Source organism: Alteromonas sp. G4i13 (assembly GCF_054960505.1).
Genome location: NZ_JBHNYX010000012.1, coordinates 55,271 through 79,648 on the forward strand (window position 1 = coordinate 55,271; position 24,378 = coordinate 79,648).

Sequence of the window (24,378 nt, forward strand, 5' to 3'; positions counted from 1 at the left end):
TCTAAAGACTGGCTTTTTTTTGCTTATTTTTTCTTGTTTTATCTTCATTATTAGCATAGTTTTAAAACTGTTCTAAAAATGCCCAGCAACTATTTATGAAAGTGAAAGCACTTTACGGTATTGGTTTTCTTGTTGTTAATATGCTTTTGTCAGGGTGTACCTACACGGTGTATTTACCCGACGATGAAGATATAAACGCGAAGAAAAACGGCAAGGTTGCAGTTGCTAAACCTGAATTTGGTAACCAATGTCGTTATAGCGGAAACGGTGAGTATGGCGCGTGCCCAACGTCAAATAGTGAAATGGTTGGAACATCGTGTTCTTGTCCAACACCTTCAGGGCAGATTATGGGAACGGTGTCGAAATAGAAGACGTGCTTTTGTAGTAAGTAGGGCCTTTCAATCATACGGAGATGGAGCGTGGGATTGTTTACCAGTTTTAAAAAATCGCGGTTAGAAAAAAAGTTTAAGAAAAACGAATGGGTAATCATTCAACCTATTCCGTTCGCTCAATTTGAACAACTTATCGTAGACCATGTAGACGGAGGTTGGGAAATAGAAGATGACTATGAACGGCTCGCTGAAACGACCGCTAAGTGGCAGTGTGAATTACGCAAAGGTACGAGTATTTTAACCTGCGTATGGACCGCTAAACAGCAAGGTATCGTATACGGTCCCGAACGCGTGCTTACCGGTTTGTCTGAAAAGCTAAATATACCGACGTCTACAGCAATTGCTACGACGTGGTTTTAAGCCTTTATTAGAGCCAACCTTTTTGTTTAGCTATGCGAGCAGCATCTACGCGGTTGGTCGCATCGAGCTTTGAAATAGCCTCTGAGAGGTAGTTTCTTACCGTACCTTCAGATAAAAACAGTGATTGAGCAATGCCTTGGGTTTTAAGCCCTTCTGAAGCAAGTTTTAGTGCGGACATTTCTTTTTGCGACAGTGGATTGTTGTCGTCAAGAGCCATGATGGCGAGCTCAGTCGAAATTACCTTTTCTCCCGCAGAGACTTTGTGAATGGCATCTATCAGGTAGTCGCTGTCAGACTCTTTCAATATAAAACCCTTAACCCCTAAACTTAATGCACGCTTGATGTAGCCTGGTTTAGAAAAGGTAGTCATTAATACCACCTTGGTATTGAGATTTTGCTTTGCAATGTGGGCGGCTAGATCTAGCCCTGAAACCAGCGGCATTTCAATATCGCTCAAAATAATGTGTGGTGCAGGGTTATCATTTAAATAATCAATGGCTTCCTTTCCATTACTGCACTTTTCAACAATGGTTAAGTCGTCTTCTAATGACAGAAGCATGGCAATGGCATCGCGAACCAGCGACTGATCTTCAACAATCAAAATGGTAGTTGGCGCTTTTGAGTTCATAGGGAAGCCTTATGTGACAAAGCTTGCTCGGCAGTAAGCTGAACCCTGACAATAGGGTGGGGAAGGAAAGAAATGTCCACATCCGCATGAATAGACGCCGCGCGTTCTCTAATTCCCATTAATCCGTTTCCTTCTTTAATTGATGCGGTGTTCTCAACTACGCCATGATCTTTATAGGTCATTTTCACGGTTTGCTCATTAACTTCAAGACCAAGGGATACCGCGTTACCGTTTGAATAGCGCAAGGTATTGGTTGTCAGCTCTTTGATAATAAGCGCAAGCTGGCTTTCTTGTTTAGCGCTTAAACGTGCTTCAGCGCCGCCTTCAATATCGGTTGTAACATTAAAGCCGTTTTCTTCTAACAGTGATTTGTCTTTTGCTATTTCATCGCTAAGAGAAAGCTGCTTGATATCTGACACTGCTTGACGAATATCACTCAGTAGCGCTTGAGAAAGCTGTGCCAGCGCTTTTACCTCGCGATGCGCGTCTTCAATCTTATCTTTGCTTATAAGTTTATCGGCCAGTTGTGCCTTTAACGAAATAGAGCTGAGTGCGTGACCCGCAACATCATGTAAGTCTCTGCCTATTCGCTCACGTTCAGCGATCGCAGACAATACTCGTAGTGCTTCGGCCTGCTGGCTCTCTTTCAGACTATGAAGCGTTTCTTTGCGCTCCATAACACCAAACCCGAATAGCACTAAGCTGTTGAGCAACGAAGCACTTAAAAGAAAATGTGCGTTATTAAATACGGTAATGTGCAGTGACACGAGTACCAGCATCATCATGCCTATGCTCATTATGCCTGTCTTGAGCGAATTGTAATAACCTACGATAAAAGCAATAAAGCCGATAATGGTTGCGCCACCAGGGTTTTGAAAGCTGCATGCTACCGAAAGTAGAAACATGAGTAGCAAATAAGTGGGCAGTGTTTTAACAGGCTGGTTTATGGCTTTAATGTAAAGAATGACAAAGCTAAGGTATCCCAGGGTTTGAAGTACCCATGTTTCGATGGGAAGAGGACGGGAAATAATGAGTGGAACAAAAAAGAACAGTGAAAAAAACAAGCTTCCGTGAGACCAGCGCTTTTTCCGTCCACTTGCCAAAAGGGGCATGTCAGGCGCGGTGCTCTCGTTTTTGACGGCAGGCACCGCGCTGTAACTATCTTGTATGCTTTTATTGCTGAGCATTGTGAGTACTTCGTCCCTACTGAAATACAACGGCAGACTTGCTAGTAATTAGCAGCGTACCAGAGATAATCAACATAATACCCAGCACGGCATAAATGTCGAAAGTTTGTTTCCAAAATACCACCGAAGCAGCAGTGATAAGTGCGATTCCCATACCCGACCAAATGGCGTAGGCGACCCCAATTCCCATATTCTTTAAGACCATGGCAAACAGCATCCCAGATATCGCGTAGAAAAAGATAGCGCCGTACCCAAAAGCCCATTTCTCCCATCCGTTCGACATTTTAAGCAGCATGGTAGCGGTAACTTCGGTGATAACTGCAACTGCTAAAAGTAAATAAGTCATAGTGCATTCCTTCTTAATTAAAGTGAAATTAGTTAGATTTGATTGATTGAAAACGGCGTTCAAGGGTGATTAATGACACAATGTAGACAGCGACAATCACAGCCGATATTGCCTCTACCCTTGCATCGGGAAACAAGTACCAGGCGGCGACGATGCCGAAGGTTCTGGTTAGCGTGTGAAAGTAGCCTATCCAGTGTTCGATAGCCCATGATAAAGGCATCCACATCAGGCCTGCGAGAATGCCAATACTCAAAGGGACGGTGGTGTGGTCGATGGCTGCAACGGGAAGCGCAATGGCAAATACCATTAGGCTCATGATCATGCCAACGAAGAAAAGACGATCAAAACTGTTCTTTGCCGGCTTTTTGGCAAAAAATCGCTCACCGGTGAGGTAGGAGAGACCTGCACCGAGGTAGAAGATGGCACCTGTGCCGATATACAGCAACCAGGTAATGGTTAATTCAGATACAAAGGGAGCGCTGATACCAAGTAGAGCCCAAACAACAGTGCCTGCCAGCGGCATGGCAATGAATCGGTTCTTTTTAAAATCTTCCCGCTGCTGTTCCAATGGGATGGAAGCATTTTGCACGGGAGTTATTGATGAAGCGTGAGATACTTGTTCCATGAGCTTTACCTGATGTTGTAATGTCTATAGGTAAAGTATGCCGAGGTACCTCAGATTGCGTTAGTCACAAACGTCACCAATCGCGTATGACAATTGTCATCAGTTCACTTAATGAAGCCTATGAACTAAGTCTGTCGTGCTTTTTTCGCTTTTCGTTTGTTTAACACTGAATCGCCATCTTCCTTCGACAGCATTAAGCTATCGTAAATGCTGACAAGTGCTACTGCGGCCATAAACATCATAGATAGCGTAAACGTTTGTAGGTTTGGCATATTGGCACTTTGTCCAAGAATGAATGCTGCAGCAGCGATAGCAAGCGCAGAAAGGGTAATGCCAAGACCGCGGTTCATTTGCATTAAAATGGCGCCTAGCGTGTTTGCGTCTCGCATTTTATTGGGGGGGACGTCGGCAAAAGCAATGGTGTTTATTAGCGTTAAGTGCATTGAGCGAGTAATACCGTTAACAAATAAAATAACGGCAATAGTAAATGACGATGTGGAGTGATTTATCATCGCGAGCGCCACAAAACCAAGGGCTATGAGCACGCCGTTTATTACAAGCACGCGTTTGAAGCCGAAGGTATTCATGATCCACGTTGTCGCTGGCTTTATCGCTAAGTTTCCAGCAAACAGCCACAGCAACAGTGAGCCGGCTTCTACAGGTGAGTAACCTAATCCAAGCTGGAGCATGAGTGGCACAAGAAACGGTGCACTGCCAAGTGCGACACGCATAACAGAGCCTCCAAACACAGTAAGCCGGAAGGTTTTGTGTTGCATCGCATCGAAAGAAAATAGTGGATTCTTGGCCGTTTTTACGTGTTTGACTGCCAATACCATGAGTACTAAGCCAATAGCGATGATGCCAAGTGGTCGAATAAGCTTGTCGCTGGTACTTGCTAAAAACTCGATCCCCGCCATAAATAGCGCAAAGCCGATACCGGTGAGCAAAAAGCCTTTAATATCGAATTTACCTACATTGCCTTTAATGTTTTTAAGGAGATACAGTGACGCGATGATAGCGATTATGCCCAGTGGAATATTCATATAAAAAATCCACTGCCAGCTGAAATGAGTGGCGATGTAACCGCCTAGCACAGGACCTAGTAGCGGTGCGCTTAACGCAGGCCAGGTTATAATGGCCACGGTTTTTACCAGCTTTTCCTTTGGCAAGTCCCGCAGAACCACTAATCTTCCCACGGGAACCATCATTGCCCCGCCTAAACCTTGAAGAATTCGAGATAAGGTAAATTCGAATAAGCTGGTACTCAGACCACAAAGCACCGAGGCAAAAGTAAATACGGCAATCGCTGCTACAAATATAGTGCGAGCGCCAAATTTATCGGCGGCGTAACCACTTAATGGAATAAAAAGTGTTACGGCTACTAAGTATGCCGATACACCAATAGATAGGTGGGCTGCCGGCACATTGAAGTCGGCAGCAATGACAGGTAACGCCGTGGTGATAACCGTGGCGTCTAAAATTTCCATAAAGAGTGCCCCTGCAACCAAAAGGGCAGTGGCGAACTCTCTATTGAACAATTTCAAAGGCTCTAACTACGCGCGCGACACCCGTAATATTACGAGCAATATCTACAGCGGCTGTGGCTTCTAAATTGGTTAACCGACCCATCAGGAATACTTCTGAATCTTGAACCACTACCTTAACTTGTAGAGCAGGCACTCGTTCGTCTGCCACAATTTTAGTACGCACTTTTGACGCTAACCACAGGTCGTTGGCTTGTGTGCCTGCACCTATCGCCTCGCCAATTCTAATTTGGTTGTGAATTTTTTTGATATAGCTTACTTCTTGGGCGCGGCGCACAGCTTCGTCAACTAAGCCTTGGTTTGGCGCTTGCCCGGTTAGCAACGCTACACCGTTATAAACATCCACTTGCAGGTTTGCCTGCTCTTTAAGCGCATCGCTTTTCGACCATTGATACGACACCGCAGCATCGGCATTTTGGTCATCAAGCTGCGTGCCCACAGTACGTCTGTCATTAGCCACTTTTGCAGCCATAGCGCCTGCAGCTCCAACGGCCACTACACACCCTTGCAATGTAAGAATTAGGGCTAATAAAGAACCCAGTAGTCCCAAATTTTTCACTTGTGTCCTCTTTACTACTCGTCGCCGTGATCGGCAGGGAATAAGCTGTCGTCAATGCATTCACATAAATTGTGAATTACCAGTAAATGAACTTCTTGAATACGCGAAGTGCGGTTTGACGGTACGCGAATTTCTACATCATGTTCACTTAAAAAGCCCGCCATTTCACCGCCGTCTTTGCCAGTAAGCGCGACAATGGTCATATCGCGAGATAATGCCGCTTCCATCGCTGCTATGACGTTACGAGAGTTACCACTGGTTGAAATAGCCAACAGTATATCTCCGGGTTGGCCGAGAGCTCGTACTTGCTTCGCAAATATTTCTTCGAAGTTATAGTCATTCGCAATAGACGTCAGGGTTGAGGTGTCTGTGCTTAATGCGATTGCCGGTAAGCTGGGACGGTCGCGCTCGTAGCGATTGAGCATGTTGGAAGCAAAATGTTGCGCATCACCTGCAGACCCGCCATTACCACAGCTCAGTACTTTATTACCTCTAATTAAGGCTTCAACGATCATGTACGCCGCTTTCTCAATATGCTCTGGCAATATTTCCGATGCCGCTATTTTGGTTTGTATGCTCTCGGTAAAATTCGCTTTTATCTGTTCAATCATGTGTCATCTCTTTGTTTTCACCACACGGCAGACCATTTAGTGAAATTTTTTGCGCTGCATTACAGCGCCTTGATTTTTGTAATGGCCAGTATCTGAAAGTCAGAGGTTTAAACTGTGGCCTCAGCGCGAGAGAAAAACGGCCTAACGTTTATCGCTCGCGATAATCAACTCGCATTTACTATTGAAGCGTGCGAAAAAACTCAACCAGGTTTCTAGCTTCATCTTCAACCTTAAAATTTTTCACAACGTGTTCGCGTCCGGCTTTGCCCATTTCTGCAAGTTTGTCCATATCCGAAAGCAGCAAATCCATCTTTTCTGTGACAGCTTGCTGATCTTTGGTAGGTACAATATACCCATCAACGCCTGGCCTAATGATGTCTTCCCATGCGCCCGCCTGAGTAGCTAATACCGCAGCTCCAGCACTCATGGCTTCAGGTACAGTTAATCCAAACCCTTCGTTATAGCTAAGTGCACTTACTAATGACAGTGCACTGAAGATTCTAGGAATTTGCTCAAACGGCAATTCACCGGTGAAAACAATTCGGTCAGTTAACCCGGCTTTAGAAATTTTTTCTTTAAGCTCGTTTACAAATTCTTGGTTACTCGAGGATATGGCACCTACAACTACTGCGTTCACGTCAGGGTATTTGGGCAATACTTTGATGCACGCTTCAACAAATAGATGAACGCCTTTTTGCTCTCTAACTCTGCCCAGAATACCAATGCCGTACTTGCCGCCGTAGCCTAATGCTTGCCAAGCTTCTTGCTTGTTTTCTGCTGGCGTGTAGTTGTCTATTTGCACACCGTGGAGATTTATCTTGGCGGGGGGCTTATTTAGATATTTTGCAGAGCGATTACTCATTGCAATAACCGCATCCATTTTATTGCTTAACCACACCGTAGAAGCCGAACGCTTTCGTTGAGCGGCAGAGCTAAATACAAGCTTTATCTTGGCGCGAAACACGTATTTGAGGATCACACCCTGAATCATCTCGTCAACGCGACGCGCATGAAAAATTCGCCACTTACCATTACTAAGCGGGCGTCGACACATTTTTGCGACCTCCCAAAAAGTAATAGTCATTGATGGGTCTGGAACAAAATGCTTGCCCATTATCCGCAAATTAATCATATGCTTCTGTAGCGATGTTACTTGCAGCATCGTAGACGTTACGCCAGAAAAATTAGAGCTGGAGTTGCCGACTATTAGCTCTATTTCTTGGTTATCAACGCTGCTGGACGAAACCTTGTTGTTGGGATGACTCATTATTTGTGGGAACCTAAGAAACTTTCATCAAACCGATGAAGGGTTGCAAATCATAAGATAAAACAAACGGAATACGTCTGACATAAAGACATTTTCATCAATATCGGCCGCGCTCATCGTTGGCGTACGCTTCCAGTCCTCTTTGGGGAACATCAGTTTAAAAGCTGGATATTGTCAGTCTTTAGCCCACGTTCTTCAACCACTGAAGGTTGTCTCCGTCTATGGCAACAACGTCTATTCGCAGAGAAGTAGACGCTGGATTTAAGCCATTATCTAACAAATAGAAATCAAACGCAGCCTGAATTCGCTGGAGCTTTTTGGCAGTCACAAACTCTAGAGCACTGCCAAACTGATTTCGTCTTCGGTATTTAACTTCAACGCACACTATGGTGCTGCCGTCTTGCATTACAATGTCGAGCTCGCCACGCCGAGTGTGGTAATTTCGACATCGAAGAGTAAGGCCTTGTTCCATCAGATATTTACAGGCCTTGTCTTCTGCTGCACTCCCTTGCAGTGTTGACATAATTTCACTCCGAAAGCATTTGAACTTTTTCGTTACGAATAATTGCCTGAGGCTGTTTGCGTATTACTTCACCTTGTTGATTAAGGGAAAGTGTACCCGTTAACCCTTCGTGTGAAAGATATTTTAGCGTGTTCAGCATGCCTAGCTGAGGCAACAACTGATAGGCATCAAAACCGAACGCAAATAAACGTTTTTGCATAGTATTTTGATTTTGCCAAGCCTGTTCAACCTCCTGCTGAAGAGGTTGCCAACTATGTGAAGGCATTAACCAAGGCATGTCGATAAAGTGCACATTCTGCAGGTCACGCCATTGGTTTTTCCCGCTGTCGTAATCCATTGAACGAGAGGTGGCATACACGGGGACTTGTTTGCCATCGTATGGGTTTAAGCTCGCTTCGATAATGGGGTTAAGCAGTTCTGTGTCTTGAGGTGAGGCAAATGCAACAATGGCATCAATATCACGCCTACTGCGAGGCATGTTGTACACTTCATCATTTGTCATGTACTCAATTTGATTGATACGCTCGTTGCTTTGCGCCACATCTAGCGCCTGTGTAATTCCCTCTCGAAGTGAATTACTGTCGTTAAACGATACCGACGTTATGTTGGCTCGCTGCTTGTTTTCCTGATTGTTGAGTATTCGCCAGTGCTTTTTAAAGGTGTCGTCCATTCGCTGGTACAGACTGCTTTGTGCGGCAATAACGATAGGCGCACGATATCCTTTATTAAAGATAAATTCAGCAAGCTGCTTTGCTTCATCTTCTGGTGCTAGCCCGTAATAATTCAGCGAGGTAGGCAAGCCTAATGAGTGGAGTTCATTTTGTGTGTCATCACCTGCGAGACCTGTACCAGAGGCAAGAGCATCATCGGCTATCGCCGGATTTGACGATCCTGTTGCCAACCCTTTAGCAGACGCATTGTCTGGCAATTCGTCAGGCCTGTTTAATGCAAGTACGTTCACACCAAGCGGCAAACTGGGAATTAAACGTTCAACAGTGTCTTTTAAAAGAGGGCCAATGATGAACTTGGTATCGCCAATTTCGCTGAGTAAATGCTGTGTATCTACTTCGTTGGTGTCGATAAAACGAAGACGAGGTAGAAGGTGTTCATCTTGGCGCTTTTCAACATCGGTGTAATAAGCCGCCATGATGCCATTTTTAACGACTTGTCCTGTGCGAGCTAACCTGCCAGAAAGTGGTAGTAAAACCGCAATATCGTTGGCGCCAGCATCGGTAAGCTGGGTTGCTTCAATTACGTTTTCAGGCAAAGCGTTTTCTAATACATGACCGCGATAAACCTGCTTAAATTGCTGCAGGCTTTTGGCTAATTTTTCCGGTGACGACGCGTTTTCTACGGTTAGTTCGCGAAGAGTAATGAAAGGAGACAGATCGGGATAAGCACTGCCCACTGAATCAAGTGACGATGCAGGAATGGAGGTAATCCACTGCCAAACTTGTTGCACTTTTTCATCGTCAGTAAGATTGGTTTTTAATACGCTATTCGCTGCCGCAGCCAGGTTGCCTTGCTGCGTGAAGAGCTGGGTTTGAAGCTCCGCTTTTTGGAATGCGGTTTCGCCTGTACCGGTTACGCCATCCAACATAGCCAGCAATTCTTCTGCCGAGGCATCAGGCATTCCCGCATAGGCTTTGGTTACCAGAAGGGAGTAATAAGATTGATTTACACCTGAAATACCGTCTTCTTTTACCTCATATAGCACTTGCTGAGCCAAAACGGGCTGTTGATTTTGAAGGTACAGGTCAGCCGCTTGCAGCAACAGCGTATCGCGCTGTTCTTTGTTGCGGGTGCGCTCCCATACTTTTTTTGCTTCAAGGAGTTTGTGCTCAGGCGTGACGTTATCTTCAACCTGTGTGGTTTCAATTGGGGTAGGTTGTACTACCACAGGCTTTGACTGGGTTTTAGGTGTACTTCCACAGCCCGTTAGCACCAATACAGAAGCGACGGCTGATAGCGTAAAGATTTTTCCAGCTTGTCCAATATGACGCACAGTTTCATTCCTTTTACATCGTTATAGGCCAAGTTTATCTTAACCAGTGTGAAAATCTACGCTTGCCAGCATAATCTGGACTAATGGCGTGATACACTTATCGCATATTCTTTAAAAATAACGTAAGACTTAACCACTGTTATGACAGACACCGCCACCTTATATATTGTTCCAACACCTATTGGTAATTTAGACGACATAAGTGCCAGAGCAATACGCGTATTAAGTGAAGTAAGCTGGATCGCTGCCGAGGACACCCGTCACAGCGCTCGACTCTTACAGCACTTTAGCATTGGAACGAAAACTCTTTCTCTGCATGAGCATAACGAAGATAAGCGCACAGCAATGCTTTGTGAGCGTTTAAAGGGCGGCGAGTCGGTAGCATTAATAAGTGATGCTGGAACACCGTTAATCAGCGACCCGGGCTTTGTTTTGGTACGCAAGTGCCGTGAGCAAGGTATTCCGGTTAGCGCTCTGCCGGGCCCATGCGCTGCAATTACAGCATTAAGTGCTTCGGGACTGCCAACAGACAAGTTTATATTTGAAGGATTCCTACCGGTTAAAGTGCAGGCACGTGAAAGCGTGTTGTCAGCGCTAATAGATAGAACGTTCACCACCGTTTACTATGAAGCCCCACGACGAATTTTAGACACCGTTACTGATATACAGCGCGTTTTAGGCGAACGCCAGATTGTTGTAGCGAAAGAGCTATCCAAAACCTTCGAAACCTACGTGAGTGGCAGCGCGCAAGATGTAATTGATTATCTCAATGCGGATGTTGCGCACCAGAAAGGCGAATTCGTCGTCATGATTGGCCCCGCGAAGGTAAGTGACCAGGCGATACCTAGTGAGGCAATGTCGTTGCTAAGTGTTTTGTGTGAGCACATGCCGCTTAAAAAAGCCGCGGCGGTGGTCGCCACTCACTATGACTTGAAAAAGAATGCGCTTTATCAAGCTGGGCTAGACGCAAAAGCGTAAACACGTTGTTGATCTTAAGGGCCTTGGAATAAATACAAAGGAGTGTAATTCACGTCAACTGCCCAGTTCAAAAAGGACTGAGGTTTATGGAGGCTCATATGACAAAAACACTCAAAATCACCATGTCAGAAGGAAAATGGTTAGTTGATATATTTTCTCAAGCTAACGACTCAGGTGTTTACGACTTAATCCACCCTAATACCTTTGCGGAAGTTTCTCTAAATGAAGGCGAAATGTACGGCTTTCGTTATAGCCTGCATGGAAAAGCGGGAACGTCATTTAAAATTGAGTTAGATGACGAAGTGTTGGCTGAAGGTGAGATAGACAAATCTGAGGCGGCGTCGGGAAGTGGAGTTGTATAGTCTCTAGAACAGTGTTTAGCGATTATTCTGCACGCTTTTATTGTATACTCGCCTGTTTTAGAAGCTCTCTTTAGGATTGAAGTATGCGCCAAACCCTTTCTGTTATTGTTATTACCAAAAACGAAGAAGACCGCATAGCCCGTTGTTTGAAGTCTATCGAAAAAATAGCAGATGAGATTGTTGTTCTTGATAGTGGTAGCACAGATAAAACGGTAGAAATTGTTCACGAATTTACAGACAAAGTGTTTGTTACTGATTGGCAGGGTTTTGGTGTTCAAAAGCAACGTGCTCTGGATAAAGCAACGTGCGATTGGGTGTTATCTCTCGACGCAGATGAAGAAGTGGACGAGCAGCTAGCGTCCACTATCTCAAAACTACTCATGTCCGAGCCCACTCATAACGCTTACAAATTGCGTTGGCGCAATATTTTCCTTGGAAAAGTTACCAGATTTGGAAGGACTGGCAGGGCACCTACAAGGCTTTTTAAAAGAGATGCGTCACATTTCACCAAAGATATTGTCCATGAAAAAGTAGTACATCAAGGTGAGGCAATTTGTTTGAAAGGTGGCTATCTAAAACATTACTCAGTGCGCGATTTTGAACACTTGCTACATAAAAATCGCGATTACACATGCCTAATGGCGACTAAAAAATTTAAGGCAGGTAAAAAGAGCCATGGGCTTGCGATGGCACTATTAAGGTCAATGCTAACCTTTATCCAAATCTATATTTTCCGCTTAGGGATCTTGGATGGCAGCAGAGGATTCCTGTTCGCTGTTTTGTTCGCACAATATCAGTTTAATAAATATGCAGGCCTGTGGGCGTTAGAGCAATCGAACTCTAGTAAATAATTAGCATTTACTAACCTAAAGAAAAAGCCCGTGACGTCAATGTCACGGGCTTTTTTCATAGTGAATCGCTAATAAATTTCGCGTCTCAGATTTAAGACAAACGACCTTTGAAGTCTTCGTAGCTGAATTCGCGAACCAGTTCAAAGTCGCCGTTAGAGCGCAAAATACCGATAGCAGGATGTTCTACACCGTTGAAGAACGTGGTTTTTACCATGGTGTAATGCATCATGTCTTCAAACTGTAAACGATCGCCTGCTTTAAGTGGCGCATCGAATGAGTAGGTATCAATGACATCGCCAGCAAGGCACGAATTGCCACCTAGCTTCACATTATATGCTTTTTCATTAGGCATGCCCGCGCCCAAAATTGTAGGGCGATAAGGCATTTCCAGTACATCTGGCATATGTGCAGTAGCTGAAATGTCTAGAATAGCGATATCACCGTCATTTTCTACCATATCAACCACTTCGCAAATTAATGGCCCTGTCTGCCATGCGACGGCAGAGCCTGGCTCAAGAATTACGTCCAGATGTGGGTAACGGGCTTTAAAGTCTTTTAGTGTTTTGATGAGGTGCTCAACATCATACCCTTCACGGGTCATCAGGTGCCCACCACCTAGGTTTAACCACTTTAACTGACCAAGCCATTTGCCAAAGCGCTGTTCGATAGCTTCAAGGGTGCGTGCAGTAGCAAAAGAATCACACTCACAGAGGTTGTGGCAGTGGAAGCCTTCAATACCAGATAAGTCTACACCTTCTAGCTCACTAGCGCGTATGCCCAAGCGCGAACCTGGCGCAGCTGGGTCGTACAGTGGCGTATCTGCTTCTTGATGCTCAGGGTTTATACGAAGGCCTAACGACACGCCTGCTAGCACGTCTTTATGCGCGTTCCACTGGGTCAAACTATTAAAAGACAGGTGATTAACAAGACTCGCCAATTCCTTTGCGTCATTAACCTTGTACGCAGGAGAATATGCGTGCACTTCTTTACCCATCTCTGCAGCAAGTTTCGCTTCCCAAACCGAACTGGCCGTTGCTCCGTGTAAATACTGTTTGATGATGTCGAAGCAAGACCACATAGAAAAGCCTTTAAGCGCCAAGATAATACGCGCGCCAGATTCGTCTTGAACCCGTTTCATCAGCTCAAGGTTTTTAATTAATTTTGCTTCTTCCAGCACGTAGCAAGGAGAGGGAATATCAGTACGTTGAGTTAAATCGGTCAATGGGATAAAGCTCCAAAAAATAAAACGGCTTTCAACATTTATCAAACGCCTAATGTATTACATTACAGGTCGTAGCTCAAAACTACTCTGTATCCTACATTCCAGTAATCTGATCTAGATTTAAATAGTGGCGTTAATAAAAAAGGGCGCTTGAATTAAGCGCCCCGATACTTCAATTATTTAGTGAAAGGGCTACCTTCACATTCGAGTACTTGCCATGGCAGACCATGCTCGTTAAGCATATCCATGAATGGGTCTGGATCGAATTGTTCCATGTTCCATACACCTGCTTCTTTCCATGTGCCGTTAAGCATAAGCGCTGCGCCAATCATCGCAGGAACACCTGTGGTGTAAGATACTGCTTGCGCGCCTACCTCTTCGTTACATTTCGCGTGGTCACAGTTGTTATAGATAAAGATAGTTTTTTCTTTGCCATCTTTAATACCTGTGATGTAAGTGCCAATGCATGTCATACCGCTATAACCTTCAGCAAGTGAGCCTGGGTTAGGAAGCACGGCTTTCAAGAACTCTAGTGGTACAATCTTCTGGCCTTGGAATTCAACTGGCTCAATGCTAGTCATACCAATACCTTCAAGTACACGCAGGTGGTTAAGGTAAGCATCGCCAAATGTCATCCAGAAGCGTGCACGCTTAAGGGTAGGGAAGTGCTTAACGATAGACTCTAGCTCTTCGTGGAACATCAGGTAAGACGCGCGAACACCAATATTTTGATAGTCTAGGTCTTCGCGTACGCTAAGCGGATCGGTTTCTTTCCACTCGCCGTTTTCCCAATAACGACCGCGTTGGGTAATCTCACGAATGTTGATTTCAGGGTTGAAGTTAGTCGCGAAAGCCTGGCCGTGATCGCCGCCATTACAGTCTACGATATCAAGATAGTGGATTTCGTCGAAGTAATGCTTAGCTGCATATGCTGTGTAAACGTTAGTTACACCTGGATCAAAGCCACTGCCAAGAAGGGCCATAATGCCCGCGTCTTTAAACTTGTCTTGGTAAGCCCACTGCCACGAGTATTCAAACTTCGCTTCGTCTTTAGGCTCGTAATTGGCGGTGTCTAGGTAATCAGTATTAGTTGCAAGACATGCATCCATGATTGGAAGGTCTTGATATGGCAACGCAAGGTTGATTACTAGGTCTGGCTTTACTTCGTTGATAAGTGCTTCCACTTCTTTTGCGTTGTCGGCATCAACAGCGAAAACACCCTTAACGCGATCTGCACCTACTTCTTGCTGTAGCGCTTCACACTTAGATACCGTGCGGCTTGCTAAGTAAATTTCGTCGAAATGTTGCGGTAAACGTGCACATTTTTTCACAGTTACCGACGCAACACCGCCAGCACCAATAATTAAAACGCGAGACATAATAACTAATCCCTAATTTTGCTAATGAATTTTGGGCTGAATGCTAGCAGACCAATGGGATTTGGCAAGCAAAGACAGCCCATGACAGTACAAAAAATTTTAATCGTAACAACGAATGTAAAAGGTATTGCACACCTACTAGCGGCCTACCTTTCAAAGCCCTCATTATTGACCGTTTATGGTTCACGCCGAGATACGTCGTTCAATAAAAGTTTGAGCTGATACGAAAGCAGACACGTTTTAAAGTTAATAACGTGTCTGCAATTCTGCTCGGTTTAAAATATAAAGTCGCTCGAATTTCAGCGGGTAACCGTATCAATTGGTGGCGATATGACTACCTTATCATCAACTTTGTAATAAGGGTAAAGAATCAAACGCTCTTCATGATTTGGTGTAGCAGTGGCTATGGCAATGGCGTCGAGGGTTTTACTGTCTTGGGTATTAACCGCCGCAGCATAAACCAATACGCTGTAGCTGTTTGTGTCGGTGGTGGTATCGATAATTCGCCACTGAAGCTGCTCGATAAGCTGTGACTCTCGCTTTTGACCTTGTGTTTCGTCGTTGAAAATACAACCTACTCGGCCGTTTTCATAGATGGCAGCAAAGGGGTAAAACACATCGCATACGGGTAACATAAGCTCACATAAGCTTAGTGACTTCGACACGAGTACGTTTAATGGCGTTGGCAATGTAACTGGACGGTCGATCATAGCGCATCTCCTGTGAGTTAGCGTTGCTGGACACTTGCTAATACCTACGCTTACTACGTCACATTAGTTTAATATTCACCATTGCGATAGCTAAACATTACCATTTCATACTAAAAGATTAAGAGACTAAACCTAGGGCCTGTTGACCTTTGTTGTACATTTTTGCAGCGGTCTGTGTGCCATCTAGACAAGGCGAATGTTTGACGGTTTAGTGGTTCTAAATCGAGAACATTCAACGCAGTATAGATGGCACAAAGGCGCTGCCCGAAGGGGTCGTTATGGAAGCCTTTTACTCTTTGTCACAGTCCTTTGACTTAGCCCGCTAGGCTTGCAGGACTGTTTCGCGATTAAAAGGCTTCCATTTAGACCAAAATTCGTACACCAAAGGTCAACAGGCCCTAGGGCGATTGCTTTTTATCGATTGTTTTTCAACGCGACTTAATAGTTCGGCGATGAGGAAGTGGACATTAGCTTCAAGGCGCTAAAAGTTGTTTTTGGTATTTCAGTGGTGTTGTTGAGTACCACTTTTTAAAGGCGTGGGTAAATGATGATTGCTCCTGAAACCCCAATAAATCTGCGGTATCAGCGATGGAGTGATGTTTCAGCAAATCATCTAAGCGGGCTTTGCGTTCGCTATTGAGAATTTGTTGAAAACTAGTGCCACTTTGCTTCAATTTTCGCTGTAAGGTGCGCGGACTGATAAAAAGTGCATTGGCTACGCGTTGCTGATCGCAGCCTTTTAAGGTTGGATTGGCTTTTAAAAGCGCAACGACTCTATGACTTATGTCTTCATGCTGATTGGCGTAGAACTGGCTATTGGCAAATTGAACACGGTCGCCGCCTTTGCTCGCCATTAGTTCTTCTTCGGATACTTTGACAAGCGCACTAAACATCGCTTTGTTCTCGCTGGTAAATGGAATATGTAAAAGGTGCTGAGGAAAAATAATGGCGTTGGTGTTGGCGTTATCAACCACCTCACAATTGAACCACATCGCTAGCATGGCTTTTTCCGAATCGCTCAAAGGAAACGTAAAGGTGACGGCATTCAGTTTACAGGCAGAACCTAATATCTTGTAGACGGTTGCTACCCAGGCTGTGGTGTTGCGCAATACCATCTGCTTGCAATCTGCGCCTTTGGGTACCCACTCTACGCGGGTATTGTCTTGTTCGAAAAACACGCTAGTGGTGCCGATGTCAGCAACTAAAGCGTCAAAGCGGGTGAGCGCATTTATGGCTTGAGCTAAGTTTTCGCAACTTTCAACAAGGTAACCCAGCACCCCGTAATCTTTCGCCTGAATATGTTTACCTAATTCAAAACCAAATAACGAATTGTTGGTTAATGCGACCCCTTGGTTTAACAGCTCAACGTATACATCCATATCAACACGTGAAGAGCCAGACAGTGAGTCATGCTTTTGGGTAGTTAACGAAACATTGTCGGCATTAACGCCTAAGCTAACTAAATAGCTCACCGTACTTTGGATATAGGCTGAGGAAACTGATGGCATATGCTTGTCGCAAAATAACAAAAACACTGTCGCATTAACGCAAGATAAAATAGAAATGTCAATTTATGCTAGGAGCCGTCAAAAAAGGAAATAACGTAGATGGTTGACGTTTACTACCAAAAAAATATTGCTGCAACGCCCAAAGAACTGCGCGATACGCTGCTTGAACACCAGAATTTAAGCGATTTTTTCAACGCATCGTTTAAGGTATTAAAAGCAGAAAATGATAATGAGATTAGCGGCGGAAAGGGCTGCGTAAGAGAAGTCACTATTCTGGGTGTACGCTTTAAGGAAGAAATCGTTCACGCAGATACCAGCGGAATTGAATATAGAGTGGTTGATGACTTTCCTGTCAAAGCTCACAGGGGCGTTATTGCGTTCACGCAGCAGGAAAATTCAACAAACGTTTCTTATCGCATTACCTGTCGGGCGCCCTGGTATATACCAAACTGGTTACTGACGCGCCTGTTGCAAAACGATATTGAGCAATGTCTAGATAAGTTAGGAGCACGCTTTGATCCCCGTTGAACTTATTTTGCTAGGGTTAAGCCCCGTATTTCTACTGTGTGTTTTTGTTGAATTTAAGAAAGCGCGACAGTTTTACAATGTAAAAGACAGTGTGAACAATGCCTTACTTGCACTACTGCATCAGGGCTCTGATGCATTGGTCTTGCTTCTATTAATGCCTTTTTTTATTTGGTTACACCAATTTTCACTATTTAAAATAGAGCTTAGTGCACTGTCACTTTTTGCAGGTTTTATCCTTCAAGACTTTTTGTACTACTGGTTTCATCGTGCTTCACACAACATACACTGGTTTTGGCTAGCGCATGTGGTACATCACAGCTCGACAAAAATGAATTTCACAACGGCCTTCAGGCAAAGCGTTTTGTACCCTTTTGTCGGCATGTGGCTGTTCTGGGTACCAATGATTCTTATTGGTTTTTCGCCAAGTCTGGTCTTTGCCATTGTCGCTATAAATCTGGCTTATCAGTTTTTTGTACACACTCAAACGATTGGAAACCTAGGCTGGGTAGAGCGTATCTTCAACACGCCTACGCATCACCGAATCCATCACGCTACGAGTAAACCATATATCGATAAGAACTACGGTGGCGTGCTTATTATATGGGATAAGTTATTCGGCACTTTCGCTAAAGAAGACAAAACGATAACGATAAAGTACGGCATTATAGGAAAAATGCCGAAGGACAATCCTCTTAGCGCCAACTTCAGTCAAATAGGTGTGCTTCGTGAACAGCTTCAGCAGGCAAAAGGGATTAAAGCAAAGTTAAAGAGGTTGTTTGGCTATCCTGTCGCAAATTGATGAAATGGCCTTACACACGCAAGGCCCTAGAGAAGCGCTAGCCTTGGTATAGCACTATTCTTTATTGGCAATTTTCTGAAGGTTGCTGTGAATTTTGAAAAGTACGATAAGCAGTTCGCACCAAATTCTTGCGCCAATACAGCCTGACACGATAATAAATAAACCGTATACAAAACTCGCATCGTACCCTACAAACATCGTTGTTACGCCACTTACCACAGACCCTAGAAGCAATAGCCAGTACACGAAAGTGATAATCTTAGGGGTTAACATTGAGTCGAAGAAGAAAATATCTTTCATAATCATTCCTTGATGAAGTTTGCAGGTAGCAAGCGCTAATGTTATGCCGCATCCTGCGACAAACTTCTTGTTGTTATCGTTGTTTAGTGTTTAAAAGAATTGTGAGCAAGCTCACAGGGATAGTTGTAACACCGAAAGGTAGTGAGCGCAACACTCTGTTATAAAAGGGTTTTATCTTGCGCCTTGCAAACCGCCTGTGTGCAGTACAACAATGCGTGACCCGTCTTCAAACATACCTTTGGCCAGCATATCTTTAACTGCCCAAAAGGCTTTGCCGGAATAAACAGGCTCGATATCAAAATCGAAAGTATTATTAAAATCGTTGCAGAAGGTTTGAAGCTCATTTGGCGCTTTGGCGTAACCACCGAAGTGGTAGTTGTGTTCAATATGCCAATTTGATCGCCCAAGCGAGGCTGGAAGAAATTGTTCGACTAATCCTTCTAAGTAGTCTTCACCCTTCAGCACGCCAACACCGACAGCGTTGCAACCAGTGCGATGGAGAGTGTCTTTCGCATTATTTTCATTACGTTTATTTAATGCACTGACTATTCCCGCCAAAGTGGCTCCACTGGCGACAGGAGCGACAATAAAATCAAAATCTATGTTGATTTCATCAACCATGTCCTTTATCCCTTGAAGCGCTTGTGCTTGGCTTCCGCCCTCAGGAATGATCATCGCGTCAGGTTGCTGCTGCTTAAGATGAAGTAGATATGCGCTATCGTTTCGCTTTTTGTAAGTGACTCGGTCTACATAGTCGATACGGGTGCCCCAACTTTTCAAATCCTCAATCATGGGTGTAGGTGCAGCGCTGTAGTCACCGCGAATAACGGCGTTAAAAGGAATGCCCAATTTATAACAAACAAAGCCTAGTGCATGCAGGTGGTTAGAAAAACCGCCGCCGAAACTCACTATCGTTTTTGGCAACGGGCTGGTGAGCGCATGACTTAGCTTTCGCCATTTATTACCTGACATTACAGGGTGAATAGCATCATCACGTTTAACAAATAGCGATACCTTGCTGGCACCTTCCCAATTTGGCTTAAATGGGATTAGCGGTGAGGGCAGGGTTAATGACGATTTAAATGCATCAAGGGGAAGCACAACGAGAGCCTAGTGTCAGTTGATCAAATGTGTGAAGGCAAGAGTATAACCAGATAGAAATTCAATAAAAGACCTGTAATGTTTATTACGCTAATAAGAGCATAGTTATGGTTATCAAAATGTATGGCCTATTTCGCCAGTTGAGAGCTAAATCCTTACCAATGCGCCCAGAAAGTGCCAGTGGTGTGTGGGGACATTCGATGTATAGCGCTAGCATGGCTGCGAAGATATTTTCCATCATGCTTTTTGTTTCGATATCAACAAGCGGGCTAATCATGTCAAAGAATGCGGTTGCGCAAGAGCCAGATGTTAAGCACATCAGTAATTATGTTCCCAATGCAAAGCTTGTTGGAAAAGGCATGTTCTCTTACTACTTCTGGGATGTGTATACCGGTGAGCTTTATGCGCCTGAAGGTGAATACGCCAACCAGCCCCCCTTTGCACTAAAGTTAACGTACCAGCGAGACTTGGAAGGCAAGAAAATTGCCCAGCGTTCTATTGATGAAATGAAAAAGCAAGGAGACCTATCGGCTGATGATTCAGACAAGTGGCTTTCCCTGATGAATAGTATCTTTCCTGACGTCAGCGAGGGCGACGTCATTACCGGTATCGCTACGAAAGATGGCACGAGTGTGTTTTACGTGAACGGTGAAAAGGCTGATGAAATTGAAGACAAAGCATTTACACAGCGTTTTTTTGATATCTGGCTAAGCGATAAAACGTCTGAGCCAAAATTTAGAAAGAAGTTATTGGGAAACGGATAAGGGCAACGCTTTATTAGCACTACGCCATGTCTATCTCGTCAATTGATTAAGGTTACGAAAGTGATAAAGAATACGGTGAAGTTTGTTTTAGGAATCGGAATTGCCGCTTTAACGGTAGCAGGGCTATCCGGATGCTCTGTTTCAGTGGATGGTGAAGACTACAGGTCTGTATCGCCTGTTTTCGATATTGAGCAATTTTTTGATGGGAACGTTAAAGCCTGGGGCATTGTTCAGAACCGCTCGGGCGAGGTGGTGCAAAGGTTCATAGTAGACATCGATGGTTCAGTAGATGGCGATACGTTAACCCTTGATGAATCCTTTAATTACGGTGTGGGCGACGGTCCAACGTCCCGTACTTGGACCATCGTAAAGCAGAGTGATAATAGCTATGTGGGTCGCGCGAGTGACATTGATGGTCCAGCCACAGGCACAAGCTTTGGCAACGCATTTAACTTTCATTACGAGATGGATTTGCCGGTGGATGACACTACCTATTCAGTGACGTTTGACGATTGGTTTTGGGCATTTGACGACAGTACTATGATGAACCGTTCGTATATTCGTAAGTTTGGCATTGTGATGGCAGAAGTCACCATATTTATGCAAAAACAAACAGACTAATACGCCATTCAGCTCGTTTTTTGAAAAATGCTGGCCAGTAGATTTACTGGTCAGTGACTTGTTACTCGTCGACCCTCCATCTTCATATATTTCCGTTTTCGTTTCACATTTGAAACTAATCGACATTTACTTTGGCATTACCCGTGAGGTGGCATTTCGTTCCATGCTAATGTAAGCGTTTAATTCGTTATTTTTCTTTGCTTAGGAGCGTTCATGAAAGTTGCATTGATGATGGAAAACAGTCAGGCGGCTAAGAATCCGGTAATATTAAATGAGCTCACAAGCGTGGCGGACTCACTGGGACACGCTGTATTCAATGTGGGTATGAACAGCGAAGCTGATCACCATCTTACCTATGTGCACTTAGGCATAATGGGAGCTATTCTACTCAACTCGAAAGCTGTCGATTTTGTGATTTCAGGCTGTGGTACGGGTCAAGGGGCTATGATGTCGTTGAATGCTCATCCAGGCGTATTTTGCGGTTATTGTATCGACCCTTCAGATGCATTTTTGTTTAACCAAGTTAACAATGGAAATGCGTTAGCGTTACCTTTTGCAAAAGGCTTTGGATGGGGCGCTGAACTTAATGCGCGTTATATCTTTGAGAAAGCGTTAACAGGCGAGCGTGGCGCGGGCTATCCCGTTGAACGTAAAGAACCTCAAGTACGAAACGCTGGTATTCTCGCAGATTTGAAACGTGCGTTGGCTCCAGAGAGCTACGTCGATTCACTGAAAAAAATGGACGTTGAACTGGTTAAAACAGCCGTATCTGGCGAGCGTTTCCAGCAGTGTCTATTTGACCACGGTCAAGATGAAGAGATTAAAGCGTACGTGAAGTCGCTGTTAGCGTAAGCGACTGGCACAAATCACAACGTTGAAAATGTAGGATAAAAACGCTGATGCTAAGAAAAAAGCGTCAGCGTTTTTTTATTTTTTGTCGACAAAAGCGATAGTCCAAAGTTTAACGCTTAAACGTAAATACCACACCTAACCCGTGCCCTTTAACTAGCGGGTCGTGAATAAACCAAATGTGGCCGTCGTGTAACTTCACAATGGCAGACACGAGCGATAAGCCCAACCCATTCCCTTTACTGGTTCTACTGCCGTCTGCCCGATAAAAGCGGCGTTCTAGATTAACAATTTCATGTTCACCCACGCCAATTCCCGCATCGTTCACAGCAATCACGATATGACTTGCCGTGGTAGAGAGCTGTACAGTGACCACACTGTTTTCGTTAGAGTACTTTATGGCGTTGTCTAACACGTTAGCTACAGCTTGAAATAGCAGGTTAGGATCGGCAAGCATAGTAACTGCATCGAGCTCGCTCGATAGGGTAATGTCGCGTTCTTCTGCAAGGGGGTGATACAGGTCAACTACGTCTTCTACAATAGCGCGTACGTCAGTGGTACAAAAGCCTTCTTTTTTATTGGTGGTTTCAAGCCCACTTATGCGTAACAAGCTGTTAAACATATTAAGCAGGTTATCGGCTTCTTGTGTTGTATCTTCCCTTAGTTGAGTGTCTTCGATTTTTTCTAGCGTGTTGCGAAGTCGAGATAACGGAGTGCGAAGGTCATGGGCGATGCTATCGGTCACTGACTTTATATTGTTGACTGAACTCTCGATAGTATCGAGCATTTGATTAAACACAAATGACAAACTGCTCAGGTCGTCCCAATTACTGTCAATTTCTAAACGCTCTTGCAAGTTTCCCGTTTTGATAATTTTATCCGCCGTTTGCGACATGCGGTTAATTCGATTAACCACGTAAACAGCAATAGCGAAGCTCAGCACACTCAAGGTACAAAGCAACACCACAATGATCCAGCTGAACGTTTTACCAAACCACTGTGCGCTGTATAAATCGTCAATGCCACGACCAACGTAAAGCACGTGATCGCCAAGGGTTACTTCTCTCATAAGTGCTTGGCGCAGCGTTTTTCTCGTTGTGCTATTGGGGCGGGTAATAACTATTTCTGCGGTAGCAAAACTGGCGCCTTTGTGGCGCTCAAGAACAAGGGGAATTGACGACAAATTGCCAGCCACAACTTGTTCATCTTTACTCAGTGCAACAAATGAACGTAGGTGGTCGGAGGCTGAGGTGATTGTTGAGCCATTTGGCGAATGTTGGCCATTGTCTTTGGCTATCGCTAACTTAACCGCGTCAATACCGAGGTTTTCATAGAGAGTAATAAGCGCGTTTGTTTTGGCATTAACGGCAGCATTCGATTCCGAAATAAACAAGTCGCTGCTCGTTAATCGCCAAAAATAAACAATTAAAACAATGGCAATACAAGCTAGAGTGGTGAGCAATACGCCTACGCGAAAACTTGAACTACGCGTAAAGTCGCGTATTGCTATCATGCAAGCCCATCCGCTATTCGATACCCTGTGCCTCTTACGGTTTCGATAAGCGGGACATTAAACGCCTTATCCACTTTTTGACGCAAGCGGCTAATGTGAACATCTATCACATTCGTTTGCGGGTCGAAATGATAGTTCCAAACCTGCTCAAGCAGCATGCTTCGCGTCACGACTTTACCCTTGTGACGGAGCAGGCATTCAAGCAATTGAAATTCTTTAGACTGCAGGTCGATCTCTTTATCGCCACGCAATACTTTGCGGTTAACCAGGTCTAGAGTGAGGTCGCCTACTTTTATCAGCGTTTTGTCTTCACCTTCTTTGTTACGACCTGCAAGGCCCTCAACGCGAGCAAGTAACTCTTCAAAGGCAAAAGGCTTAGTTAAATAATCATTAGCGCCTGTGCGAAGGCCTTTGACCTTGTCTTCAACCTGACTTTTTGCACTCAGTAATAAAACGGGCGTTGTGTTGCCTTCTTCGCGAAGTTTTTCTAAAACAGAAAAACCGTCGAGTTCGGGCAGCATCACATCCAGAATTACGGCGTCTAATTCGTTACTCGACGCCTGTTGGTAGCCTGATGTTCCATCACCTACAGTAATACATTCATGCCCTTCACCCAATAGTCCATTTGCAATGTGCGAGGCAACCTTTGGATCATCTTCTACAAGTAGCACTTTCATTATTACGCTTCTTTTGTTTATCAACATTCACACACTTGTTTGGCGTTGCTGTCGCCATTATGTGGCGATTAATCGTCAGCAAGCAAAATCAAGCAGTCGCAAAGCAGTATCGCTTTCACATGCTTTTACGAGTGTTAAGTAACGAAACGATCACTTTTAAGCTTTTTCG

General features: G+C 44.5%; 28 protein-coding genes. 10 read left to right on the top strand and 18 right to left on the bottom strand.

What is annotated here, in order from left to right; genetic code table 11:
* Window positions 1-95 precede the first annotated feature (95 nt).
* Window positions 96-368: a hypothetical protein gene (locus ACFI6J_RS07910; RefSeq protein WP_039226219.1), complete on the top strand. Its 273-nt coding sequence runs from the start codon at window positions 96-98 to the stop codon at window positions 366-368.
* Window positions 369-419: 51 nt separating this feature from the next.
* Complete coding sequence (locus tag ACFI6J_RS07915; protein ID WP_014950529.1) at window positions 420-752, top strand: hypothetical protein; 333 nt, start codon at window positions 420-422, stop codon at window positions 750-752.
* Window positions 753-759: 7 nt separating this feature from the next.
* On the opposite strand, the gene ACFI6J_RS07920 is transcribed toward ACFI6J_RS07915, so the two are convergent.
* From ACFI6J_RS07920 to ACFI6J_RS07965, 10 genes are all read right to left on the bottom strand, one after another.
* On the bottom strand, window positions 760-1,380 hold the full coding sequence (locus ACFI6J_RS07920) for a response regulator transcription factor (protein WP_014950528.1): 621 nt from the start codon (window positions 1,378-1,380) through the stop codon (window positions 760-762).
* A complete protein-coding gene (locus ACFI6J_RS07925; RefSeq protein ID WP_014977259.1) occupies window positions 1,377-2,567 on the bottom strand; it encodes a sensor histidine kinase in 1,191 nt (396 codons plus the stop codon). Before ACFI6J_RS07925 ends, ACFI6J_RS07920 begins: the two co-directional genes overlap by 4 nt.
* Before the next feature lie 16 nt (window positions 2,568-2,583).
* Entirely contained in the window at window positions 2,584-2,913 is a 330-nt protein-coding gene (locus tag ACFI6J_RS07930; RefSeq protein WP_014950526.1) for a DMT family transporter, read from the bottom strand.
* Between the two features lie 28 nt (window positions 2,914-2,941).
* Window positions 2,942-3,538: a DUF7010 family protein gene (locus ACFI6J_RS07935; protein ID WP_014977258.1), complete on the bottom strand. Its 597-nt coding sequence runs from the start codon at window positions 3,536-3,538 to the stop codon at window positions 2,942-2,944.
* Between the two features lie 125 nt (window positions 3,539-3,663).
* Window positions 3,664-5,046: an MFS transporter gene (locus ACFI6J_RS07940; RefSeq protein WP_332306399.1), complete on the bottom strand. Its 1,383-nt coding sequence runs from the start codon at window positions 5,044-5,046 to the stop codon at window positions 3,664-3,666.
* Window positions 5,047-5,065: 19 nt separating this feature from the next.
* Complete coding sequence (locus tag ACFI6J_RS07945) at window positions 5,066-5,641, bottom strand: BON domain-containing protein (RefSeq protein ID WP_014950523.1); 576 nt, start codon at window positions 5,639-5,641, stop codon at window positions 5,066-5,068.
* Between the two features lie 14 nt (window positions 5,642-5,655).
* Entirely contained in the window at window positions 5,656-6,252 is a 597-nt protein-coding gene (locus ACFI6J_RS07950; RefSeq protein ID WP_014950522.1) for a phosphoheptose isomerase, read from the bottom strand.
* A gap of 178 nt (window positions 6,253-6,430) precedes the next feature.
* On the bottom strand, window positions 6,431-7,519 hold the full coding sequence (locus ACFI6J_RS07955) for a glycosyltransferase family 4 protein (protein ID WP_014977256.1): 1,089 nt from the start codon (window positions 7,517-7,519) through the stop codon (window positions 6,431-6,433).
* Between the two features lie 181 nt (window positions 7,520-7,700).
* Window positions 7,701-8,042, bottom strand: coding sequence for a YraN family protein (locus ACFI6J_RS07960; RefSeq protein ID WP_014977255.1), 342 nt, complete (start codon window positions 8,040-8,042; stop codon window positions 7,701-7,703).
* Between the two features lie 4 nt (window positions 8,043-8,046).
* Window positions 8,047-10,047, bottom strand: coding sequence for a penicillin-binding protein activator (locus tag ACFI6J_RS07965; RefSeq protein WP_014977254.1), 2,001 nt, complete (start codon window positions 10,045-10,047; stop codon window positions 8,047-8,049).
* A gap of 141 nt (window positions 10,048-10,188) precedes the next feature.
* Between ACFI6J_RS07965 and rsmI the strand changes: the two genes are divergently transcribed.
* From rsmI to ACFI6J_RS07980, 3 genes are all read left to right on the top strand, one after another.
* Entirely contained in the window at window positions 10,189-11,025 is an 837-nt protein-coding gene (gene rsmI, locus ACFI6J_RS07970) for a 16S rRNA (cytidine(1402)-2'-O)-methyltransferase (protein ID WP_014950518.1), read from the top strand.
* Window positions 11,026-11,123: 98 nt separating this feature from the next.
* Window positions 11,124-11,387: a hypothetical protein gene (locus tag ACFI6J_RS07975; protein WP_014950517.1), complete on the top strand. Its 264-nt coding sequence runs from the start codon at window positions 11,124-11,126 to the stop codon at window positions 11,385-11,387.
* An 83-nt stretch (window positions 11,388-11,470) separates the two neighbouring features.
* A complete protein-coding gene (locus ACFI6J_RS07980) occupies window positions 11,471-12,238 on the top strand; it encodes a glycosyltransferase family 2 protein (protein ID WP_014977253.1) in 768 nt (255 codons plus the stop codon).
* 91 nt (window positions 12,239-12,329) lie between these two features.
* Here ACFI6J_RS07980 and nspC read toward each other — a convergent pair whose 3' ends face one another.
* The 4 genes from nspC to ACFI6J_RS08000 form a co-directional block, all read right to left on the bottom strand.
* Window positions 12,330-13,460: a carboxynorspermidine decarboxylase gene (gene nspC / locus ACFI6J_RS07985; RefSeq protein WP_338852169.1), complete on the bottom strand. Its 1,131-nt coding sequence runs from the start codon at window positions 13,458-13,460 to the stop codon at window positions 12,330-12,332.
* Window positions 13,461-13,636: 176 nt separating this feature from the next.
* Complete coding sequence (locus ACFI6J_RS07990) at window positions 13,637-14,839, bottom strand: saccharopine dehydrogenase family protein (protein ID WP_338852167.1); 1,203 nt, start codon at window positions 14,837-14,839, stop codon at window positions 13,637-13,639.
* A gap of 299 nt (window positions 14,840-15,138) precedes the next feature.
* Window positions 15,139-15,549 (bottom strand): hypothetical protein, encoded by a 411-nt coding sequence (locus ACFI6J_RS07995; RefSeq protein ID WP_039226244.1) that lies wholly within the window; start codon window positions 15,547-15,549, stop codon window positions 15,139-15,141.
* Between the two features lie 473 nt (window positions 15,550-16,022).
* Complete coding sequence (locus ACFI6J_RS08000) at window positions 16,023-17,057, bottom strand: AraC family transcriptional regulator (RefSeq protein WP_321824778.1); 1,035 nt, start codon at window positions 17,055-17,057, stop codon at window positions 16,023-16,025.
* Between the two features lie 99 nt (window positions 17,058-17,156).
* Here ACFI6J_RS08000 and ACFI6J_RS08005 point away from each other — a divergent pair, with 99 nt between their 5' ends.
* Together ACFI6J_RS08005 and ACFI6J_RS08010 are read left to right on the top strand one after the other, a co-directional pair.
* The gene (locus ACFI6J_RS08005; protein WP_321824777.1) at window positions 17,157-17,585 is read left to right on the top strand and encodes an SRPBCC family protein; all 429 of its coding nucleotides are present in this window, start codon (window positions 17,157-17,159) and stop codon (window positions 17,583-17,585) included.
* The gene (locus ACFI6J_RS08010; RefSeq protein WP_321824776.1) at window positions 17,572-18,384 is read left to right on the top strand and encodes a sterol desaturase family protein; all 813 of its coding nucleotides are present in this window, start codon (window positions 17,572-17,574) and stop codon (window positions 18,382-18,384) included. The genes ACFI6J_RS08005 and ACFI6J_RS08010 overlap by 14 nt, the downstream gene beginning before the upstream one ends.
* Before the next feature lie 54 nt (window positions 18,385-18,438).
* On the opposite strand, the gene ACFI6J_RS08015 is transcribed toward ACFI6J_RS08010, so the two are convergent.
* Window positions 18,439-18,684 (bottom strand): DUF4282 domain-containing protein, encoded by a 246-nt coding sequence (locus ACFI6J_RS08015; protein WP_039232003.1) that lies wholly within the window; start codon window positions 18,682-18,684, stop codon window positions 18,439-18,441.
* Window positions 18,685-18,855: 171 nt separating this feature from the next.
* Window positions 18,856-19,785: a 1-aminocyclopropane-1-carboxylate deaminase/D-cysteine desulfhydrase gene (locus ACFI6J_RS08020; RefSeq protein ID WP_462557323.1), complete on the bottom strand. Its 930-nt coding sequence runs from the start codon at window positions 19,783-19,785 to the stop codon at window positions 18,856-18,858.
* Between the two features lie 107 nt (window positions 19,786-19,892).
* Between ACFI6J_RS08020 and ACFI6J_RS08025 the strand changes: the two genes are divergently transcribed.
* The 3 genes from ACFI6J_RS08025 to ACFI6J_RS08035 all read left to right on the top strand — a co-directional run bounded on the left by ACFI6J_RS08025 (window position 19,893) and on the right by ACFI6J_RS08035 (window position 22,022).
* The gene (locus ACFI6J_RS08025) at window positions 19,893-20,549 is read left to right on the top strand and encodes a chalcone isomerase family protein (protein ID WP_462557321.1); all 657 of its coding nucleotides are present in this window, start codon (window positions 19,893-19,895) and stop codon (window positions 20,547-20,549) included.
* Window positions 20,550-20,609: 60 nt separating this feature from the next.
* Entirely contained in the window at window positions 20,610-21,170 is a 561-nt protein-coding gene (locus ACFI6J_RS08030; RefSeq protein ID WP_462557319.1) for a DUF3833 domain-containing protein, read from the top strand.
* Window positions 21,171-21,383: 213 nt separating this feature from the next.
* Window positions 21,384-22,022 carry an RpiB/LacA/LacB family sugar-phosphate isomerase gene (locus tag ACFI6J_RS08035; protein WP_462557317.1) on the top strand — a complete coding sequence of 213 codons (639 nt, stop codon included), beginning with the start codon at window positions 21,384-21,386 and terminating at the stop codon, window positions 22,020-22,022.
* Window positions 22,023-22,131: 109 nt separating this feature from the next.
* Here ACFI6J_RS08035 and ACFI6J_RS08040 read toward each other — a convergent pair whose 3' ends face one another.
* The gene (locus ACFI6J_RS08040; protein ID WP_462557315.1) at window positions 22,132-23,532 is read right to left on the bottom strand and encodes a HAMP domain-containing sensor histidine kinase; all 1,401 of its coding nucleotides are present in this window, start codon (window positions 23,530-23,532) and stop codon (window positions 22,132-22,134) included.
* On the bottom strand, window positions 23,529-24,209 hold the full coding sequence (locus tag ACFI6J_RS08045) for a response regulator transcription factor (protein ID WP_462557313.1): 681 nt from the start codon (window positions 24,207-24,209) through the stop codon (window positions 23,529-23,531). The genes ACFI6J_RS08040 and ACFI6J_RS08045 overlap by 4 nt, the downstream gene beginning before the upstream one ends.
* Between the last annotated feature and the right edge of the window lie 169 nt (window positions 24,210-24,378).

Excerpts from the sequence above, each read along its gene's own strand:
- ACFI6J_RS07910 (WP_039226219.1), top strand. The coding sequence starts at position 96 with ATGAAAGTGAAAGCACTTTACGGTATTGGTTTTCTTGTTGTTAATATG.
- ACFI6J_RS07920 (WP_014950528.1), bottom strand. The coding sequence starts at position 1,380 with ATGAACTCAAAAGCGCCAACTACCATTTTGATTGTTGAAGATCAGTCG.
- ACFI6J_RS07925 (WP_014977259.1), bottom strand. The coding sequence starts at position 2,567 with ATGCTCAGCAATAAAAGCATACAAGATAGTTACAGCGCGGTGCCTGCC.
- ACFI6J_RS07930 (WP_014950526.1), bottom strand. The coding sequence starts at position 2,913 with ATGACTTATTTACTTTTAGCAGTTGCAGTTATCACCGAAGTTACCGCT.
- ACFI6J_RS07935 (WP_014977258.1), bottom strand. The coding sequence starts at position 3,538 with ATGGAACAAGTATCTCACGCTTCATCAATAACTCCCGTGCAAAATGCT.
- ACFI6J_RS07950 (WP_014950522.1), bottom strand. The coding sequence starts at position 6,252 with ATGATTGAACAGATAAAAGCGAATTTTACCGAGAGCATACAAACCAAA.
- ACFI6J_RS07955 (WP_014977256.1), bottom strand. The coding sequence starts at position 7,519 with ATGAGTCATCCCAACAACAAGGTTTCGTCCAGCAGCGTTGATAACCAA.
- ACFI6J_RS07960 (WP_014977255.1), bottom strand. The coding sequence starts at position 8,042 with ATGTCAACACTGCAAGGGAGTGCAGCAGAAGACAAGGCCTGTAAATAT.
- rsmI (WP_014950518.1), top strand. The coding sequence starts at position 10,189 with ATGACAGACACCGCCACCTTATATATTGTTCCAACACCTATTGGTAAT.
- ACFI6J_RS07975 (WP_014950517.1), top strand. The coding sequence starts at position 11,124 with ATGACAAAAACACTCAAAATCACCATGTCAGAAGGAAAATGGTTAGTT.
- ACFI6J_RS07980 (WP_014977253.1), top strand. The coding sequence starts at position 11,471 with ATGCGCCAAACCCTTTCTGTTATTGTTATTACCAAAAACGAAGAAGAC.
- ACFI6J_RS07990 (WP_338852167.1), bottom strand. The coding sequence starts at position 14,839 with ATGTCTCGCGTTTTAATTATTGGTGCTGGCGGTGTTGCGTCGGTAACT.
- ACFI6J_RS07995 (WP_039226244.1), bottom strand. The coding sequence starts at position 15,549 with ATGATCGACCGTCCAGTTACATTGCCAACGCCATTAAACGTACTCGTG.
- ACFI6J_RS08000 (WP_321824778.1), bottom strand. The coding sequence starts at position 17,057 with ATGCCATCAGTTTCCTCAGCCTATATCCAAAGTACGGTGAGCTATTTA.
- ACFI6J_RS08005 (WP_321824777.1), top strand. The coding sequence starts at position 17,157 with ATGGTTGACGTTTACTACCAAAAAAATATTGCTGCAACGCCCAAAGAA.
- ACFI6J_RS08015 (WP_039232003.1), bottom strand. The coding sequence starts at position 18,684 with ATGAAAGATATTTTCTTCTTCGACTCAATGTTAACCCCTAAGATTATC.
- ACFI6J_RS08025 (WP_462557321.1), top strand. The coding sequence starts at position 19,893 with ATGGTTATCAAAATGTATGGCCTATTTCGCCAGTTGAGAGCTAAATCC.
- ACFI6J_RS08035 (WP_462557317.1), top strand. The coding sequence starts at position 21,384 with ATGAAAGTTGCATTGATGATGGAAAACAGTCAGGCGGCTAAGAATCCG.
- ACFI6J_RS08040 (WP_462557315.1), bottom strand. The coding sequence starts at position 23,532 with ATGATAGCAATACGCGACTTTACGCGTAGTTCAAGTTTTCGCGTAGGC.
- ACFI6J_RS08045 (WP_462557313.1), bottom strand. The coding sequence starts at position 24,209 with ATGAAAGTGCTACTTGTAGAAGATGATCCAAAGGTTGCCTCGCACATT.